This window comes from Gemmobacter caeni (assembly GCF_003054195.1).
Classification (GTDB): Bacteria; Pseudomonadota; Alphaproteobacteria; order Rhodobacterales; family Rhodobacteraceae; genus Gemmobacter; species Gemmobacter caeni.
In genome coordinates this window covers 94703-111713 of sequence record NZ_QBKP01000016.1, presented here as the reverse complement: position 1 = coordinate 111713, position 17011 = coordinate 94703, and the positions used below count along the sequence as shown (strand labels likewise).

Sequence of the window (17011 nt, the reverse complement as noted above, 5' to 3'; positions counted from 1 at the left end):
ACACCGCGCTCGGCATACCCGTCACGGAAGCTGTGGGATAAGTCCGTCCGGGGAAAGGGGAACCTCGGCCATAACCCGATTTGTGCAACAGAGCCGGTTGACGACACTGGTGAGTTTGCTGCTCAACAGGTCAACGGTCGAAATGGGCGAAGGCGTGTCAAACTCCCAATACACCTCGGCCTCGCTCAAGCTGTATGCACCTCCGACATCGCCCTGAACTTGGTGGCGTTGGGCCGCAACTGCGAAAGGCAAGGCAATCGCTTCCTCGATTTCGGTCACAAGTCCGACCAGATGCGCGGATGCAGGCTGCGACATTGCATAGTCATATCTAAGATCAGGGCCGATCAGGACATTCGTCGCATCGACAAGTGGGTATTCGTCCTGCCATGTCGGTGAATGCCGATCTATCAGAAGAGTGTAGGAGCCGCGACCGATGGCGGGCTTGTCAATTCTGCGCATAAGTCGCTGGGCAAGTATCGCGCGCGTCACGCTCAGCTTGGCAGACAGACTGAACTGGACGCGGCTCGGATGCGCAGCGGAACCGACAAGCTTGCCGGTAAACACCGGCACGAGTCCCGTGCGGCTGTGACGACCGGATGCCACATCGACCAGTAGCCGTCTCGGCGGGCTCCAATGTCGGAAAATATTGAGGCCATCCCCGCCATGACGAAAGACAGCGTTGCCAATCATGTCATTCAAGGCGGTTGGCGCGTTTTCGCCCGTAAGGATAAAATCGAGAAAGCGTAAGTCGATTTTATCAAGAGACGCACGAGATTCAGAGAAATCCGGTGCGACTGTCAAACGTGGCAAGAAATCCTCGCGTGACATGTCATTCTACTCTTGTGCATGTAGGTTTGGGAATCTGTGATACAGGTCCATAAGGTTTATAGAGTCTATGCCGCAATTCCTCGGAATCGGGTCGCAACGCGATAGACTGATGTTGAATGCCACGCTTTTCCACCAAATGACCCTAACTTAGACCGGTTCAGATTTTCTGCAATAGCACGATAACTCAGGCCGTCATTATCGTGCATCGCTAATATCCTCGGCCCCACCTCTCTGGCAAAGTCGTCTGCCGTTGCCTTGTGCTGTGCGGCGAGGAGAACCCCGTTTTCGCCCAGTGCTACGCCACGGGCCTTCGCTGCTGCAAGTGCTGCTTTGGTGCGTTCGCTGATGCGCCGTGCTTCCTCTTCGGCCATGGCGGCATAGACATGCAGCATGAACCGGTCTGCGTTCGGCATGTCGATGGCGGTAAACTTGACGCCGCTTTCCAGCAGGCCGGATATGAAGTGAACGTTTCTGGCAAGCCGATCCAGTTTGGCGATTAGAAGGATAGCGCCGCCGTCGCGGCAAGCCTTGATGGCCGCCGCAAGTTCGGGCCGGTTTGCGCGCTTGCCGCTTTCGACCTCGGTAAATTCGGCAATAAGTTCGGAGCCGGTGGAGCCAAGAAATGCCACTGTCGCCGCGCGCTGGGCTTCAAGGCCAAGACCGCTTTGCCCTTGGCGATGGGTAGAGACACGATAATAGGAGATATAGCGCAGGGTCATTCTTAGCTTCCTTCACAAGTAAATGCTCGTTTGCTTGTGAACATCTGGTGTTCTTGATCTTTCCTGTAAAGATTGGCGTATCAATTAATATCTAATGCTCCATTAGGATCCTTTCCCGTGCCACAGTTCTCCGAATAACCGGCTATAAGGAACACGTGATAGGTATACGTGCCGCGATGCAAGTATTTGTGTGCTATTTCATGCTGTTGCTTGCAGATTCTTGACGCGGAATCCCCTTATATTTACCATGTACCTGTAGTGTGCCACGGGGGCATACTGCTATGTCTGACAAATCATTTTCCAGATATGTTGGAATTTTTCCTGTCAGTTGTGAGGGGGCGGCTTCTAGCTTTCATCTTCGTGAAATTTTAACACGGCTGAGGCGAATTTTCTTCCCATGGTCGAAAATGGGTTGCGCCGAGGCGTTCTTGTTTTCTTCCGCTACCTCGATAACCCCAAGCACTGCCGCTTGCGTCCAGCGAGATAAGCCTCCAATTTTAATAGGTTTCGGAAATGTTCCAGATGAAACCCAGCGCCATATTGTTGATTTTGCACAATGGAATATCTCGCACAGATCATCAATCGTGTATAAATATTGGCTGCTTTCCATCTTAATTTCTCCCATGTTGAGCGATGCGGACATTGTAGATCTGATTCGCTCTCTCCGGAAGGCGCGTGTTTTGAGCCGTTTTTCGCAAAATTGCGTTATCGGTAGCCCTATTGACAATCTGTTCGATGAAAAATCCGATGATCGTCAACTTTGCCGTCGTTTGATTCGGCGAAGCTTAGTTTCGGCCCTCTGCACGGCTTCAAGAAGTGCATATTCTGCCCAGCGTTGCATCAACTTCCGGCGGCGATCAAAAAGATCGGAACGTGCATACGCCCTTTCAGTCTGATTTCCGGTTGTGTGATGCAACGCGGCCTCGGCCACATCGCGGTCAACCTGTGCCGATTCGCTGCACCAGTCCCGAAACGTGCTTCGGAAACCGTGTGTTGTGAAGCCGCTGCGCCCCATGCGTTCATAGAGGGCCTTGAACACCATGTCCGATTGTGGGCGGCCCTTTCCGTCCTTGTCGCGTGACGGGCTTGGGAAAAGATAGTCTGGGTCGAGACCTCTCTGGCCTTCGATCAGCCTTATAACCGGCGCTGCCAGCGGAACCCGATGCGGGACGCCGCGCTTCATCCGGTTTCCGGGAACTGTCCAGACCTTCTCTTTGAGGTTGAACTCCTCCCAGCGCGCGCCTCGGGCCTCGCCGGAACGCGATGCGGTTAATATGATGAACTCCAGACACCGTGCAGAAACACCCTCGCGTTTCCGTAGGTCTGCCATGAATGCGGGCAGGTCCGCCCATTCCATGGCCTCCATGTGGTTGTCCGTAGCCTTCACGATGGGCAACGCCCGCGTGATCCCGTTGACCGGGTTTTCGTTGTGATAGTGTCCGGCGGTCTTAGCCCAGTCGAAGATTATCGCAAGTCGTTGCTTCAGCCGCTTCGCCGTCTCGTGCTTCGCCGTCCAGATAGGTTGCAGGGCAGCCAGTATGTCGGCGGTGCCGATGGTCTCGATGGGGCGGGTGCCGAGACTCGGATACACATGGTTCTCGATGGTGGACAGCCAAGTCTCGGTGTGCTTCCTGTTTTTCCATGTGTTCACATGGGCAGCGTGAACCCGCTGTGTGGCCTGCGCGAACGTTATGGTTTCGCGGCTACGTTTGGTGATCGGGTCGCCGCCTGCACGGGCAATCTTGCGAAGGCGCTGGGCCTCGTCTCGTGCTTCCGCAAGGGATACATCCCGGACCGAGCCGAGGCCGATTTCCCGGCGTTTGCCATAGACGGTCGTTCGGAGAATCCACGACTTGGCCCCGCCGGTTCCAACGCAAAGGTAGAGGCCTCGACAGGCATCGTCCGCATACATGCCGGGGTCGTGGCGCGACTTTACCGTGGTGGCGGTCAGCTTGACCATCAGATTTGTTCCCGCCGTTTTTCCCACCGATTAATCTAGGATTGAACGAAATCCCATGCAACGGCTTCGGTCTGATTATCACATAGGTATTTGATATTAATGGATCTGTATGTATCCGTCTGGAGCGGTAGAGAGCGGGATTCGCCAGACCTCTGCTCCACCAGACCTTCCCCTGAAAGATAATCTGTACCGGCGCAGCCATCTGTGCATCTGCGCGCAGTCAGGTCATGCTGCAGTGCGGCTTGAAAGTGCTGTTAGCGCACATACATCCGCTGCTCAACGATATGGAGTCCGCGAGATGACCGCGACAGAGCCGCTTTTCCGTCCTTTCCGCCTGAAGGGGCTTGAGCTCAGGAACCGCATCGTCATGGCGCCGATGACGCGTGACATGGCCCCCGAAGGTGTGCCCGGCGGGGCCAATGCCGAATACTATCGCCGCCGGGCGGCGGGGGGCGTGGGGCTGATCCTCAGCGAGGGTACGGTGATCGACCGTCCGGCCTCGCGCAATCTGCCGAACATTCCGTTCTTCCACGGGGACAAGGCGCTGCAAGGCTGGCGCGGCGTCGCCGAAGCGGTGCATGGCGCGGGCGCGAAGATCGGGCCGCAGATCTGGCATACCGGCTCGACCAAGGGCGGGGCGTGGAAGCCCGAGGCCGAGGTCGAGAGCCCTTCGGGCCTGCTGGCGCCCGACAAGCCGCGCGGCCGCGCGATGACCGAGGAAGATATTGCCGATACCATCGCGGCTTTTGCCCGTGCGGCGGCGGATGCCAAGCGGATCGGCATGGATCTGGTCGAGGTGCATGGTGCGCATGGCTATCTGATTGACCAGTTCTTCTGGCAGGGCACCAACCTGCGCGACGACCGCTGGGGCGGCGCAACCCTGCCGGAACGCAGCCGCTTCGCTGTGGAGGTGCTGAAGGCTGTCCGTGCCGCCGTCGGTCCCGATTTCCCGGTGCTGCTGCGCGTCAGCCAGTGGAAACAGCAGGATTACGGCGTGAAACTCGCCGCCTCTCCGCAGGAAATGGAAGCCTGGCTTGGCCCGCTGGTCGAGGCCGGGGCGGACGTTCTGCATTGCTCGCAGCGCCGGTTCTGGGACGCAGAATTCCCGGAAATCGACGGGGACACCGGGCTGAATTTCGCAGGCTGGGCCAAGAAGCTGACGGGCGCGCCGACGATCAGCGTGGGGTCGGTGGGGCTTGGCGGGGCCGAATTCCTTGCCGCCTTCCGGGGCGAAGGCGCCGGGGCCGCGCCGCTGGGTCAGCTGATGGATCGCATGGCGCGCGACGAGTTCGACCTGATCGCCGTGGGCCGCGCGCTGATTTCCGACCCCGACTGGGTGCGTCATGTGGAGGCGGGTGACACCGCCGCGCTGCGCGGCTTCGACGCCCGCGATCTGGCTGAACTGGTCTGATCTGCCTGTCCGGAAAGCCACGGGGGCAGCTTCCCGTGGCTTTCCGCCCCACATTTGTGGAAAAAGGTTCACATCGCGGTATCAGGTGCCTATAGCGGAAGGGCGGGACACCCCCGTGAGCCAGACGAAAGACGCCCATGCGCACCATTACGACGACCGAGGAGCTTGCCGAATTCTGTGCGGCAGCCAAGGCACACCCTTATGTGACCATCGACACTGAGTTCCTGCGCGAACGCACCTACTGGTCGAAACTCTGCCTGATCCAGATGGCCCTGCCGGGCGCCGATGGCGAAGCGGTGCTGGTTGACCCGATTGAGGGTGAGGGCATGTCGCTGGAGCCGCTGTATGACCTGTTCCGCCATGAGGCGACGGTCAAGGTGTTCCACGCCGCACGGCAGGATCTGGAAATCTTCTTCGTCGAGGGCGGGGTCTTCCCCGTGCCGCTGTTCGACACCCAGGTCGCCGCCATGGTCTGCGGCTATGGCGAACAGGTGGGCTACGAGACGCTGGTGAAGAAGATCGCCAAGGCGAGTCTCGACAAGACATCGCGCTTCACCGACTGGTCGCGCCGCCCGCTGAGCGCGGCGCAGAAGGAATATGCGCTGGCCGATGTGACGCATCTGCGTGTGGTGTATGAAAGCCTCGCGCGGCAGATCGCCAAATCGGCGCGTGAACGCTGGGTTGCGGAAGAGCTGGGCATGCTCACCGACCCCGAAACCTACACGATCCGCCCGGCCGAAGCCTGGCAGCGGGTCAAGACTCGCACCACCTCGGGGCGGTTCCTGGCGCTGGTGAAGGCGCTGGCCGAGTTCCGCGAAAGTTATGCGCAAACGAACAATGTGCCGCGTTCACGGGTGATGAAGGACGATGCGCTGCTGGAACTGGCCTCGACCCGGCCGCAGACGCATGAGGAGCTGGGCCGCTCGCGCCTTCTGCTGCGCGAGGGGCGGCGGGGCGACATCGCCGACGGAATCATCGCGGCGGTGAAAGCCGGGCTGGAGATGAAGCCCGAGGATATGCCGAAGCCTGATCTTGCGCGCGAACAGTTGCAGGTCAATCCGGCGCTGGCAGATCTGCTGCGTGTGCTGCTGAAAGCGAAGTCGGAAAGCCTTGGCGTCGCGGCCAAGCTGATCGCCTCTGCCGCCGATCTGGATGCCATCGCCGCGGGCGAACGCGACCTGCCCGCGCTGAAGGGCTGGCGGATGGAAGCCTTCGGCGAGGATGCGCTGCGGCTTTGCAAGGGCGAAATTGCCCTGACCGCACGCGGCAACGAGGTCCGGGTGGTGCGGCTGGGGTGACGCCCGTGCGTATTCTCGTCATGGGCGTTTCCGGATGCGGCAAAAGCCGCTTCGGGGCGGCGCTGGCCACGGCGACGGGTCTGGTGTTCCGCGATGCGGATGACCTGCACCCTGAGGCGAATATTGCGAAAATGGCGCGGGGCGAGCCGCTGTCGGATGACGACCGCTGGCCATGGCTTGAGGCCTGTGGCGTGGCATTGGAACCGGGTGGTGTTCTGGCCTGTTCGGCCCTGCGCCGGGCCTATCGGAACCGGCTGCGGGATTTTGCTCCTGACCTGCGGGTGATCCATCTGGCGGCGTCGGAGGCCGAGATTTCCGGGCATCTGCAAGCGCGGCAGGGACATTTCATGCCGCCTGCGCTGCTGGCAAGCCAGTACGCCACGCTGGAGCCGCCGGGTGCGGAGGAAGGGGCACTGGCGCTGCGGGCGTTCCGTCCCGTCGGGCAGATGGTGGCCGAGGCGCGGAACTGGCTGAAGCTCTGAACGGGGGCGCTTCGCCGGGGGCATCGAGCCCCCGTCAAAGCGGCTGCCGCGGTGCGGATGTCAGCGGCGGCTGGTCATGCCGTTGGTCGCGGCCTGCACGGTGATCGACGTGATCTCCTGCAATTGCCGGGTCGTCAGGAACACCGCGGCCGTGATCTGGCGCGAGCGTGGGGTCGAGACGCCGGCCTGCGTCTTGGGGGCAGACATGCGGAAGTCATAGATGCGGGCACCGTTCTGGTCGTCGCCGCGCTTCACCAGCTCTGCATCCCACCAGCCTTGCGTCGGGGGCAGGGCTGTGGCGCGGATGATCGCACCGCCGGGAGCGGGTTCGACCTTCAGGTCGATGATCTGCTGGGCCAGCGGGCGCGGGTCTTCCGGCTTCTGCGTCACCGGATCGACCGCCACCGTTTCGCTGCGCTGGAACCAGTTGAACGGGTTGAGGCGCGACTCGCGCACCGCCCCGCAGGCGGAAACGAACATCACCAGCGCCAGCGCGGCAAGCAGCGGTTTTCTCATCCCATCCCCTTTCGCGCCCGTCTGGCGCCTGATCCGGCCTGACCCTTGGCTAACCCAAGCGCGGGCTTTTGAAAAGCACTCCTCTGGACCTTTCGCGCGCTTCGGCCTAGCTGTGGCCCGATACGGTAAGGAGCACACCATGGCCACCCCCGCCTTTGAAGAGATCGTGGAAACCTTCGAATTCCTTGACGACTGGGAGGACCGCTATCGCCATGTGATCGAACTGGGCAAGGCTTTCCCTGATCTGGACGCGGCCTTTCAGGTGCCTGCCTTCAAGGTGGATGGTTGCGCCAGCCAGGTCTGGCTGCGCCCGATGGTCGAAGGGAAGGGCCCTTCGGCGCGGTTCGATTTTCAGGGCACGTCGGATGCGATGATCGTGCGCGGGCTGATCGCGGTGCTGCACGCGCTTTATGCCGGGCTGACTGCGGCGGAGGTCGGCCAAGTTGATGCGCCTGCCGAACTGGCGCGGCTGGGCCTGAACGAGCATCTGTCGTCGCAGCGGTCGAATGGTGTGCGGGCGATGGTCGAGCGTATCCGCAAGACCGCCGCCACCGCCTGAGGCTCAGCCGATATCCAGCGCCAGCGCGTGAATGCGGGTGGTCAGATCGCCAAGCGCGCGATGGACCGCACGATGACGCTCGACCCGGCCCAGGGCCGCCAGCGCAGGTGCGCGGATGGTCACGTTGAAATGGGTCTCGCCGCCTTCACGCCAGCCGCCATGACCGCGATGTTTCTCACTATCATCCTGAATTTCCAGAACTTCCGGCGCAAAGGCAGCGGTCAGCCTTTCCTCGATTTCGTTACGGACAGACATTTTCAGCGCGCTCCCCCTTCAATCCGGCGCGTAAACATCTAAACTCTCGCCTCCGAGTCGGAAAGGCAGTGTCGGAAAGGCCGTGTAATGCAGAAACCCCCGTTCGAATTCGACATCCGCGTTTCCTCGGACAAGAAGCGCCGCAAGACGGGCCGCCGGGGCATGTCGGGGGCGTTTGAGACGTCGCAGAAGAACTGCGAATATCCGGGCTGTCAGGAGGCAGGTCTTTATCGCGCGCCGAAATCGCCGGACCTGCTGGACGAGTTCTTCTGGTTCTGCAAGGATCACGTTCGGGAATACAATCTGAAGTGGAACTTCTTCAACGGCACCTCGGACGAGGAGTTTCAGAAGTTCCTCGACAAGGCGCGCGTATGGGAGCGGGAAACCAAACCCTTCAGCCAGAAGGATGATGGCCGGGCCTGGGCTCGGCTGGGGGTCAATGACCCCATGGCGATCCTGGGCGAGAAGGGCACGCAGAACCCCGGCAAGGTGCAATCTGCCGTGACGCGCAAGCTGCCTTCGACCGAACGCAAGGCGCTGGAGATCCTTGATGCGCGCGACACCTGGACGCGCACGGAAATCCGCAAGCAATACAAGAGCCTCGTCAAGGATCTTCACCCGGACATGAATGGCGGCAACCGCGATGACGAATCGCGTCTGCAAGAAGTCGTCTGGGCGTGGGAGCAGATCCGCGAAAGCCGCTATTTCCGCGACTGAACGGGCGTTACGGCGGGCAGGCGCCGGATATAGCCGTATTTCAGCAGCCAGATCAGCAGACGATCCACCGTCAGCGGGTTGTATTTATGCGCGCTGGCCAGATCGTCGCGGCTGATGCCGGGGGCACCTGCTGCCGCGATGGCCTCGGCCATGGCGGCGAAGGCTTCGGGCCGTTCAGTGGAGCGGCCCATGCCGGTATAGTTGCGCAGCACCAGCATTTCGGCCACCGGCAGCGGCGGTTGTGGCGTCGCGCTGGCGAAACGCACGCCGGCAAACCCGCCTGCGGCACTTGGATAGCTGGCGAAATAGGCGAAGGGCGAGGGGGCTACGGCAAGTCGCCCGGCAGGCGGGAGGGCCGGAGCTGTGGCGGCGCCCCTGCGCGCGGCAAGCTCGCCCCACAAAGCCTGCATCTGCGGCACGATCACCCGCCAGTCGTACAGCGCTGCGGCGCGGGCCTGTCCGGCGGCTCCCAGCCTGCGGCGCAGATCGGGGTTGCCTGCGAGCGACAGGATCGCCTCGACAAGCGCACGGATGTCGATTGCCGTCATCTGCGAGGTCAGTGCGCAATATTGCGGATAGGTGTCGGCGCCACCGAAATGGCGCAGCGCCTCGGATACCGCATGGCCTGGCCCCAGCGTCCGGGTCGGAACACGGATGCCCACGTCGGGCGTCACCGTATCGCGCATGCCGTCCCAGTCCGACACCAGAACCGGCAGGCCTGCCGCCATCGCCTCGATCGGGGCAAGGCCGAAGGTTTCCTGGATATTGTCGATCGGGAAGGTGAAGACATCGGCACCGGACAGTGCCGCGCGCCGTTCAGCCGCATCGGCCCCGTCGAGCACCAGAAAGCCCACATCGGGCATCAACCGCGCGGCCCCTTCTTCGAACACCTTGCGGGAAAACGCATCGCGGAAGATCCCGCACAGCGCCAGATGCAGCTTCTGCCGGGGGCCCAGCCGACGCTGCGCCTCGGCCAGCGCAATATAGAGCGGCAGGGGGTCAAACTTCTCATAAGGGGTCAGGCGGGCGATGCAGGTGAACACCGTATCCGCCGCACCCGCGCCAAGCCGCGCGCGCAACGCCGCGCCGGCGGCCGCATCCGGGGCAAAGGCGCCACAGTCGATCCCCAGCGGGATGACGGGAAGCTGCGGGCGGGGCGGCGGGTTGGCCATGAACCGTGCCTTCGCATGGGCGTCGATCATGTCCATCTGCGTGAGAACCGCCGACTGCACGGCGCGGGAGGTGCAGATGACCGCATCCCATTCCATCTGCGGCGCCATGCGCAGATCGAAAAAGCCCTGCATCACGCCCCGGGTCGAAATGGTATGGGTGATGCCACAGATCGACCAGCTTGCATCCCCATGCGGCGCACGGCGCCAGCATTCGCCAGCGAAATTGGGGCTGGGAAAGAACAGTGTCCCTGGCTCGGCCAGGCGCTGCGGGCTGCGCAGGGGCAGGTGCTGAACCGTCATGCCGGGCCGTTCCTCACCCGCGAGCCGGGTGAACAGCGCCTGATCGGCGGGCTTCGGCGTAAACGACATCAGTGCGGGTGCATCCGCATGGCGGAAAAAGCCCCGAATGAAGCTTTCCCCCGCCACCCGACGGCCATTGATCCCCTTGGCGCCGGGGTCATAGCCGTCGGCGGCAAAATAGATTGCCGCATTGGGCGCAAGATCGGTCATCGGCGGGTCATCCACAGCCAGGGCGTCGGCGAAGACCGCCATTCCCACAGCAGAATCAGCCTGTCCATATCTGACAGCCGCTCCGCCCAGTCCGGCAGAGCGTCATCAGCCAGATGGCGCCCGATCTGCCGGATTTCATGGCTGACGCTGAACCGGCGGTGCAGCAGGTCAAGCGTGCCGGGCTTCATGCCCTCGTGCACCTCGACCAGCAGATCAGCGCCGCGCAGGGCAGGGGCCGACTCGGGGTCCAGCAACTCGGCTTCGGCGCCCTCGATATCGCAGATGATCACGCAATCGCCCGCAGGGAGGTGGCACAGATCGTCATGGGTCAGGATGCCGCCGATCTTCACGCGGTCTGACACGCCGTTCAGGGTCGCAAGCTCGGCGCAAAGGGCCCTTGCGCGCGGATCGCCGTCATGGGCGAGGATCCGGGCGTCGGGCAGGCGCCGGGCCAGCCCGACGGCGTAATAACCCTCCGCCGCACCGATATCGACCACCAGACCATATCGCCGGGCCACGATCTCTTCGATCACCGGGGCCAGCCCGGCTTCGTAAACACCCAGCAATCGCGCGAGACGCGCCCCTTCGGAGGCGCGGACCGTGTAGGTCATGCCCGCAAAGGGGCCTGCGGGAATCTGCTGCGGCAGGCGGCGTGCAAGCGCGCCCTCCAGCCAGCCCGCCCGCCATTTCGCGAGCAGCCGTAGCGCCTGGTTCAACTCGCGGTCTCCGGCGTCAGGGCCAGCAAGCCGCTGTACTTCGGTCGCCACGCGGCGCACCAGATCGTCGTTCCGGGAAGACATGCCCGAACCTCGCCACTCAGGCGGGCTTTTGCCGCCTTTCGGGCCAAGGTTAGCCGCCACCCGCCCGCCGGGCCAGCGTTTTCTGGGCCTTACGCGGGCTGGAAGCGCAAAGCCGCGCCATTGATGCAGTGCCGTTTGCCGGTGGGCGGCGGGCCGTCGTCGAACACATGGCCCAGATGCCCGCCGCAATTGGCGCAATGTTCTTCGATCCGCCGCATAAAGAACCGGCTGTCTTCGCGGTTGCCCACCGCGCCCGGCAGCGCGGCAGTGAACGAGGGCCAGCCGGTGCCGCTGTCGAACTTCGTACTCGATGCATAAAGCCCCTGGTCGCAGCCCGCGCAATGAAAGGTGCCGCGGCGCTTCTCGTCATTCAGGGGCGAGGTGAAGGCACGCTCGGTCGCCTCGTGACGCAGCACGTCATAGGCCAGCGGCGACAGTCGCGCGCGCCATTCCGCATCGGAAAGCGTGAAGGGAAATTCGCCCGCGGCCAATGCCGGGCGTGTGGCGAGCAGCGCCAGCGCGCTGCCGAGAAGGGTTCTGCGGTGCATGATGTCCTCCATGGTCCTGTATGACCATACGCAGGCAGCAGGCCGGATGTTTCACACTTCACGCAAATGCGACCAGGGCGGCCAAAAGCGCCACCCTGTCGCGCCGCCGATGCAGCCGATTGTGTCGGGGACAAGCCTTGCCCTTGCAGCGGGGGGCGATATGTTCCACAAAACCACGGATACGAACCCGCACCCCGCGCCCGGGGTGCCTGATGCGATGGCGGACGGAATGCTGGATCAAGTTGCGAAACCCACCGAAGAAATCTCTGTGCGGGATGTCTTCGGGATCGACACCGACATGAAGGTCAAGGGCTTTGCCGAGCGCTCCGACCGCGTGCCCGAGATTGACCCGACCTATAAATTCGACCCTGACACGACGCTGGCGATCCTCGCGGGCTTTGCCTACAACCGCCGCGTGATGATTCAAGGTTATCACGGCACCGGGAAATCGACCCATATCGAACAGGTGGCGGCGCGGCTGAACTGGCCCTGCGTGCGCGTGAACCTCGACAGCCACATCAGCCGGATCGACCTGATCGGCAAGGATGCGATCAAGCTGCGCGACGGCAAACAGGTGACCGAATTCCACGAGGGCATCCTGCCCTGGGCCTTGCGCAATCCCGTCGCCATCGTTTTCGACGAATATGATGCGGGCCGGGCGGATGTGATGTTCGTCATTCAGCGCGTGCTGGAACATGACGGCAAGCTGACCCTGCTCGATCAGAACGAGATCATCACCCCGCACCCGTCCTTCCGCCTGTTCGCCACCGCGAATACCGTGGGTCTGGGCGATACGACCGGGCTTTACCATGGTGTGCAGCAGATCAACCAGGCGCAGATGGACCGCTGGAGCCTCGTGGCCACGCTGAACTACCTCAGCCATGATGCCGAGGCGGCGATCGTGCTGGCCAAGAATGCGCATTACAACACCGAGAAGGGCCGCAAGACCATCAGCCAGATGGTGACGGTGGCCGACCTGACCCGGACCGCCTTCATGAATGGCGATCTCTCCACCGTCATGTCGCCGCGCACCGTGCTGAACTGGGCCGAAAACGCCCGCATCTTCCACAATGTCGGCTATGCCTTCCGTCTGTCATTCCTGAACAAGTGTGACGAGCTGGAGCGCCAGACCGTTGCCGAGTTCTACCAGCGTTGCTTCGGCGAGGAACTGCCGGAAAGCGCCGCCTCGATGGCGATGAAGTGAACCGTCGCAGGGGGGCGCTCGCGCCCCCCTCGGCCTGCGGCCTCACCCCCCTGAGGATATTTCCGGACAGAAAATAAGGCGGTGGCTCACCGATTTTCTGTCCGGAAATATCCTCGGGGGGAGCTTCCCGAAGGGAAGCGCGGGGGGCAGACAGCCCCCCGTCTTTGGGGGCAACATCCGACCCGGAGCGCGCGCGCGACATGACCAAACCCGCTGACAACCCCGCCGATCCGTTCAAGAAGGCTCTGGCCGAGGCCACCAAGACCATGGCCGACGATCCGGAGATGACGGTCAGCTATTCCGTCGATCCTTCGGGCATGACCAAGGATGGCATGCGCCTGCCGCAGGTCAGCCGTCGCATGACGCGCGACGAGGTAATGATGGCGCGCGGCACTGCCGATGCGCTGGCGCTGCGCCGCCGTCACCATGATGAGGGGGTGGCCGCGAAATACGCCCCGCCCGGCGGCATCGCGCGCGAAATCTACGAGGCGATGGAAACTGCGCGGGCCGAAGCGCTGGGCGCGCGTGCCATGCCCGGCACGGCGGTAAACATTGCCCACAAGCTTGGCCACGAGGCCGAGCGCAAGGGTTATGGCCAGATCACACAGGCCGCCGACGCGCCGCTGTCTGTCGCAGCGGGCTATCTGGTGCGGCATCTGGCAACCGGCCAGCCGCTGCCCGCCGCCGCGGCGAATGTGATGAACCTCTGGCGCGGGTTCATCGAACAGCAGGCCAGAGGCGCGCTGGACAATCTGGACGAGGCGCTGGCCGATCAGTCGGCCTTCGCGCGCCTTGCGCGCCAGGTGATCTCGGACCTTGGCTATGGCGACCAGCTGGGCGACGACCCGGACGCCGACGACATGGATGACGAAGCGCAGGACGAGGCGCAGGAGGACGAGGACAACGCCGAAAGCACCGGCGAGGACAGTCAGGAGGAGGAGGCCGAGGCCGAACCCGAGCGCAGCCAGGAAGACAGCCAGGACCAGAGCCAGGCCCAAGTGTCGATGGATGACAATGCGGACATGGAGCAGTCGGAAGAAGCCGAACTGCCCGAGGGCGAGGCGCCGCAGGAACCGCCGCCGCCGGCGCCCTATTCCGATGCCGACCCGAATTACACTGTCTACACCCAGGAATTCGACGAGGAAATCCGCGCCGAGGATCTGGCCGAGGCGGCTGAGCTGGAACGCCTGCGCGCCTATCTGGACCAGCAGCTTGAACCGCTGAAAGGCGCGGTCAGCCGACTGGCCAACAAGCTTCAACGCCGGCTTCAGGCGCAGCAGAACCGTTCGTGGCTGTTCGATCTGGAGGAAGGCACGCTGGACGCAGGCCGTCTGGCGCGGGTGGTGGCGAACCCCACCACGCCGCTGTCGTTCAAGCAGGAAAAGGATACCGAGTTCCGCGATACCTGCGTGACGCTGCTTCTGGACAATTCCGGCTCGATGCGCGGACGGCCGATCTCGATTGCCGCGATCTGCGCCGATGTTCTGGCCCGCACGCTGGAACGCTGCGGGGTGAAGGTGGAAATCCTCGGCTTCACCACGCGAGCCTGGAAGGGCGGGCAGAGCCGCGAGAAATGGCTGGCGGCGGGACGTCCGCAACAGCCGGGTCGCCTGAATGACCTGCGCCATATCATCTATAAATCTGCCGATGCCCCCTGGCGTCGGGCGCGGCCCAATCTGGGGCTGATGATGAAAGAGGGGCTTCTGAAGGAGAACATTGACGGCGAGGCGCTGGAATGGGCGCACCGTCGCATGGCCTCGCGGCCCGAAGCGCGCAAAATCCTCATGGTGATCTCGGACGGCGCGCCGGTGGATGATTCCACCCTGTCGGTGAACCCTGCCAGCTTCCTTGAAAAGCATCTGCGCGATGTGATCGCCATGGTGGAAAAGCGCAAACAGGTGGAACTGATCGCTATCGGCATCGGCCATGACGTGACGCGCTATTACCAGCGTGCGGTCACGATCACCGATGTGGAACAGCTTGCCGGCGCGATGACCGAACAGCTGGCCGGGTTGTTTGACACCGACCCGCGCAAGCGGGCGCGGGTTCTGGGGATGCGCAAGGTCGGCTGACGGGGCGGCGAGGGGGCTCGCCTCCTTTGCGCCCGTGCCGGGCGCATTCACCCCGAGGATATTTGAGCCAAGGGAAAGAGGCGGGCATGTTTCAGGATTTCACGTCGCAGGCAGATCCGTCTCAGGGGGCGGCGCGGCTGGCGACGCTGCGGAGCAGGCTGGCGGCGGAGGGGCTTTCTGGCTTTCTGGTGCCGCGCGCCGACGCCCACCAAGGCGAATATGTCGCGGCGCGGGATGAGCGGCTGTCCTGGCTCACCGGCTTTACCGGCTCGGCCGGCTTCTGCATTGTGCTGCCCGATCTGGCGGGTGTTTTCGTTGACGGCCGCTACCGCACGCAGGTCCGCGCGCAGGTCGATCTGGCGGTGTTCACGCCGGTGAACTGGCCTGAGGTGAAGCCGGGCGAATGGATCGTTGAAAATCTGACTGAAGGCGTGATCGGCTTCGACCCCTGGCTGCATGCGGCAGACGAGATTGCGAAGCTTGAAACCGCACTGGCAGGCAGCGGAGTTATCCTGCGGCCCTGCGCCAATATGGTCGATGCGATCTGGCCCGATCAGCCTGAGCCACCGCAGGGGCGTGCCTTCCTGCATCCTGAGGCTTTGGCCGGGGAAAGCAGCGCCTCGAAACGGGCGCGGCTGGCGGAGGGGTTGCGTGCGGCGGGCCAGCGCGCGGCCGTCATTACTCTGCCCGACAGCCTGTGCTGGCTTCTGAACCTGCGCGGGGCCGATGTGCCGCGCAATCCGGTGCTACATGGCTTTGCGGTGCTGCATGACGACGGGCGGGTGACGCTTTATGCCGATCCGGCGAAGTTCGACGCGGAAACCCGCGCGGGTCTGGGTGATCATGTGACCCTGCGCCCGGTCGCGGCCTTTGTGCCGGGCCTGCACAGCCTGCCCGGCCCGGTGCGGATCGACCCGGCCAGCGCGCCGGTCGCGGTGGCGCAGGAACTGGAGGATGCGGGCGTTGCGGTGGCGACCGGCGACGACCCCTGCGCGCTGCCGAAAGCCTGCAAGAACCCGGTTGAAATCGCGGCGACCCGTGCCGCCCATCTGCGCGATGGCGCTGCCATGGTGCGTTTTCTCGCCTGGCTGGATGCCACTGCGCCGCAGGGCGGGCTGACCGAGATTGCTGCGGTCGAGGCGCTGGAAGGTTTCCGGCGCGAAAGCAACCAGCTGCATGACCTGTCGTTCGACACGATCAGCGGGACGGGGCCGAATGGTGCCATCATTCATTACCGGGTGACCGAGGCCACCAATCGTGCAGTGGCACCCGGCGATCTGCTGCTGGTCGACAGCGGCGGGCAATATCTGGACGGCACGACCGACATCACCCGGACTATCGCCATCGGCGCGCCGTCAGAACCTGACGCGCGCGACTGCTATACCCGCGTGTTGCAAGGTATGATCGCCGTGGCGCGCACGCGGTTCCCGAAGGGGTTGGCCGGGCGTGATCTGGATGCGCTGGCCCGTGCGCCGCTCTGGCTTGCGGGCTACGACTATGACCACGGCACGGGGCATGGCGTCGGCGCCTTCCTCTCAGTCCACGAGGGGCCGCAGCGGATTTCGCGGCTCTCCACCGTGCCGCTGGTGCCCGGCATGATCCTGTCGGACGAGCCGGGCTATTATCGTGAGGGGGCCTTTGGCATCCGGCTCGAAAACCTGATCGTGGTGCGGGAGGCGCAGCCGCTGGGTGACCACCGCGCGCAATATGATTTCGAGACGCTGACCTTCGTGCCCTTCGACCGGCGGCTGATCCTTCCGGACATGCTGTCATCAAGCGAACGCGGCTGGCTAGACAGCTATCATGCCGAGGTTCTGGCGAAGGTCGGGCCGCTGGTTGAGGGGGCCACGCTGGAGTGGCTGAAAGCCGCCTGCGCACCGCTCTGACCGCCGCGCTTCTGTCAGAGCTTGCCTGAGTATTTGGGCAAGGAGCAAACAGCAGAGCTTTTGCGGGGCGGCAA

Annotated in this window: 17 protein-coding genes; 8 read left to right on the top strand and 9 right to left on the bottom strand. The window is 63.3% G+C overall.

What is annotated here, in order from left to right:
* Positions 1–21: 21 nt before the first annotated feature.
* The 4 genes from C8N34_RS20050 to C8N34_RS20035 form a co-directional block, all read right to left on the bottom strand.
* Positions 22–828, bottom strand: a complete 807-nt coding sequence (locus C8N34_RS20050; protein WP_145693654.1) for a hypothetical protein — start codon at positions 826–828, stop codon at positions 22–24.
* Between the two features lie 65 nt (positions 829–893).
* On the bottom strand, positions 894–1547 hold the full coding sequence (locus C8N34_RS20045; protein WP_108130248.1) for a recombinase family protein: 654 nt from the start codon (positions 1545–1547) through the stop codon (positions 894–896).
* A 352-nt stretch (positions 1548–1899) separates the two neighbouring features.
* A complete protein-coding gene (locus C8N34_RS20040; protein WP_158640747.1) occupies positions 1900–2157 on the bottom strand; it encodes a helix-turn-helix transcriptional regulator in 258 nt (85 codons plus the stop codon).
* A 144-nt stretch (positions 2158–2301) separates the two neighbouring features.
* A complete protein-coding gene (locus C8N34_RS20035; protein WP_108130246.1) occupies positions 2302–3507 on the bottom strand; it encodes a tyrosine-type recombinase/integrase in 1206 nt (401 codons plus the stop codon).
* 298 nt (positions 3508–3805) lie between these two features.
* On the opposite strand from C8N34_RS20035, the gene C8N34_RS20030 reads away from it, so the two are divergent.
* From C8N34_RS20030 to C8N34_RS20020, 3 genes are all read left to right on the top strand, one after another.
* Complete coding sequence (locus tag C8N34_RS20030) at positions 3806–4918, top strand: NADH:flavin oxidoreductase (RefSeq protein ID WP_108130245.1); 1113 nt, start codon at positions 3806–3808, stop codon at positions 4916–4918.
* Positions 4919–5055: 137 nt separating this feature from the next.
* The gene (gene rnd, locus C8N34_RS20025) at positions 5056–6216 is read left to right on the top strand and encodes a ribonuclease D (RefSeq protein WP_108130244.1); all 1161 of its coding nucleotides are present in this window, start codon (positions 5056–5058) and stop codon (positions 6214–6216) included.
* 5 nt (positions 6217–6221) lie between these two features.
* Positions 6222–6698, top strand: a complete 477-nt coding sequence (locus tag C8N34_RS20020; protein ID WP_242013855.1) for a gluconokinase — start codon at positions 6222–6224, stop codon at positions 6696–6698.
* 60 nt (positions 6699–6758) lie between these two features.
* On the opposite strand, the gene C8N34_RS20015 is transcribed toward C8N34_RS20020, so the two are convergent.
* Positions 6759–7214, bottom strand: a complete 456-nt coding sequence (locus tag C8N34_RS20015; protein ID WP_108130243.1) for a hypothetical protein — start codon at positions 7212–7214, stop codon at positions 6759–6761.
* A 139-nt stretch (positions 7215–7353) separates the two neighbouring features.
* Between C8N34_RS20015 and C8N34_RS20010 the strand changes: the two genes are divergently transcribed.
* Positions 7354–7773 (top strand): SufE family protein, encoded by a 420-nt coding sequence (locus tag C8N34_RS20010; protein WP_054303181.1) that lies wholly within the window; start codon positions 7354–7356, stop codon positions 7771–7773.
* Positions 7774–7776: 3 nt separating this feature from the next.
* Here the strand turns inward: C8N34_RS20010 and C8N34_RS20005 are convergent, their stop codons facing one another.
* Positions 7777–8028: a BolA family protein gene (locus C8N34_RS20005; RefSeq protein ID WP_054303182.1), complete on the bottom strand. Its 252-nt coding sequence runs from the start codon at positions 8026–8028 to the stop codon at positions 7777–7779.
* 87 nt (positions 8029–8115) lie between these two features.
* Here C8N34_RS20005 and C8N34_RS20000 point away from each other — a divergent pair, with 87 nt between their 5' ends.
* Positions 8116–8745 (top strand): J domain-containing protein, encoded by a 630-nt coding sequence (locus tag C8N34_RS20000; protein WP_054303183.1) that lies wholly within the window; start codon positions 8116–8118, stop codon positions 8743–8745.
* Here C8N34_RS20000 and C8N34_RS19995 read toward each other — a convergent pair.
* The 3 genes from C8N34_RS19995 to msrB form a co-directional block, all read right to left on the bottom strand.
* Positions 8730–10427 carry a glycosyltransferase family 4 protein gene (locus C8N34_RS19995; RefSeq protein WP_158640746.1) on the bottom strand — a complete coding sequence of 566 codons (1698 nt, stop codon included), beginning with the start codon at positions 10425–10427 and terminating at the stop codon, positions 8730–8732. The genes C8N34_RS20000 and C8N34_RS19995 overlap by 16 nt on opposite strands.
* Positions 10424–11227: a class I SAM-dependent methyltransferase gene (locus C8N34_RS19990; protein ID WP_108130241.1), complete on the bottom strand. Its 804-nt coding sequence runs from the start codon at positions 11225–11227 to the stop codon at positions 10424–10426. The genes C8N34_RS19995 and C8N34_RS19990 overlap by 4 nt, the downstream gene beginning before the upstream one ends.
* Before the next feature lie 89 nt (positions 11228–11316).
* On the bottom strand, positions 11317–11775 hold the full coding sequence (gene msrB / locus C8N34_RS19985) for a peptide-methionine (R)-S-oxide reductase MsrB (protein WP_108130255.1): 459 nt from the start codon (positions 11773–11775) through the stop codon (positions 11317–11319).
* Between the two features lie 217 nt (positions 11776–11992).
* Here msrB and cobS point away from each other — a divergent pair, with 217 nt between their 5' ends.
* From cobS to C8N34_RS19970, 3 genes are all read left to right on the top strand, one after another.
* Positions 11993–12979 (top strand): cobaltochelatase subunit CobS, encoded by a 987-nt coding sequence (cobS, locus tag C8N34_RS19980; RefSeq protein WP_054303193.1) that lies wholly within the window; start codon positions 11993–11995, stop codon positions 12977–12979.
* Between the two features lie 200 nt (positions 12980–13179).
* Positions 13180–15051 carry a cobaltochelatase subunit CobT gene (gene cobT, locus C8N34_RS19975; RefSeq protein WP_108130240.1) on the top strand — a complete coding sequence of 624 codons (1872 nt, stop codon included), beginning with the start codon at positions 13180–13182 and terminating at the stop codon, positions 15049–15051.
* 86 nt (positions 15052–15137) lie between these two features.
* Positions 15138–16937 (top strand): aminopeptidase P family protein, encoded by a 1800-nt coding sequence (locus C8N34_RS19970; RefSeq protein WP_108130239.1) that lies wholly within the window; start codon positions 15138–15140, stop codon positions 16935–16937.
* Positions 16938–17011: the final 74 nt, after the last annotated feature.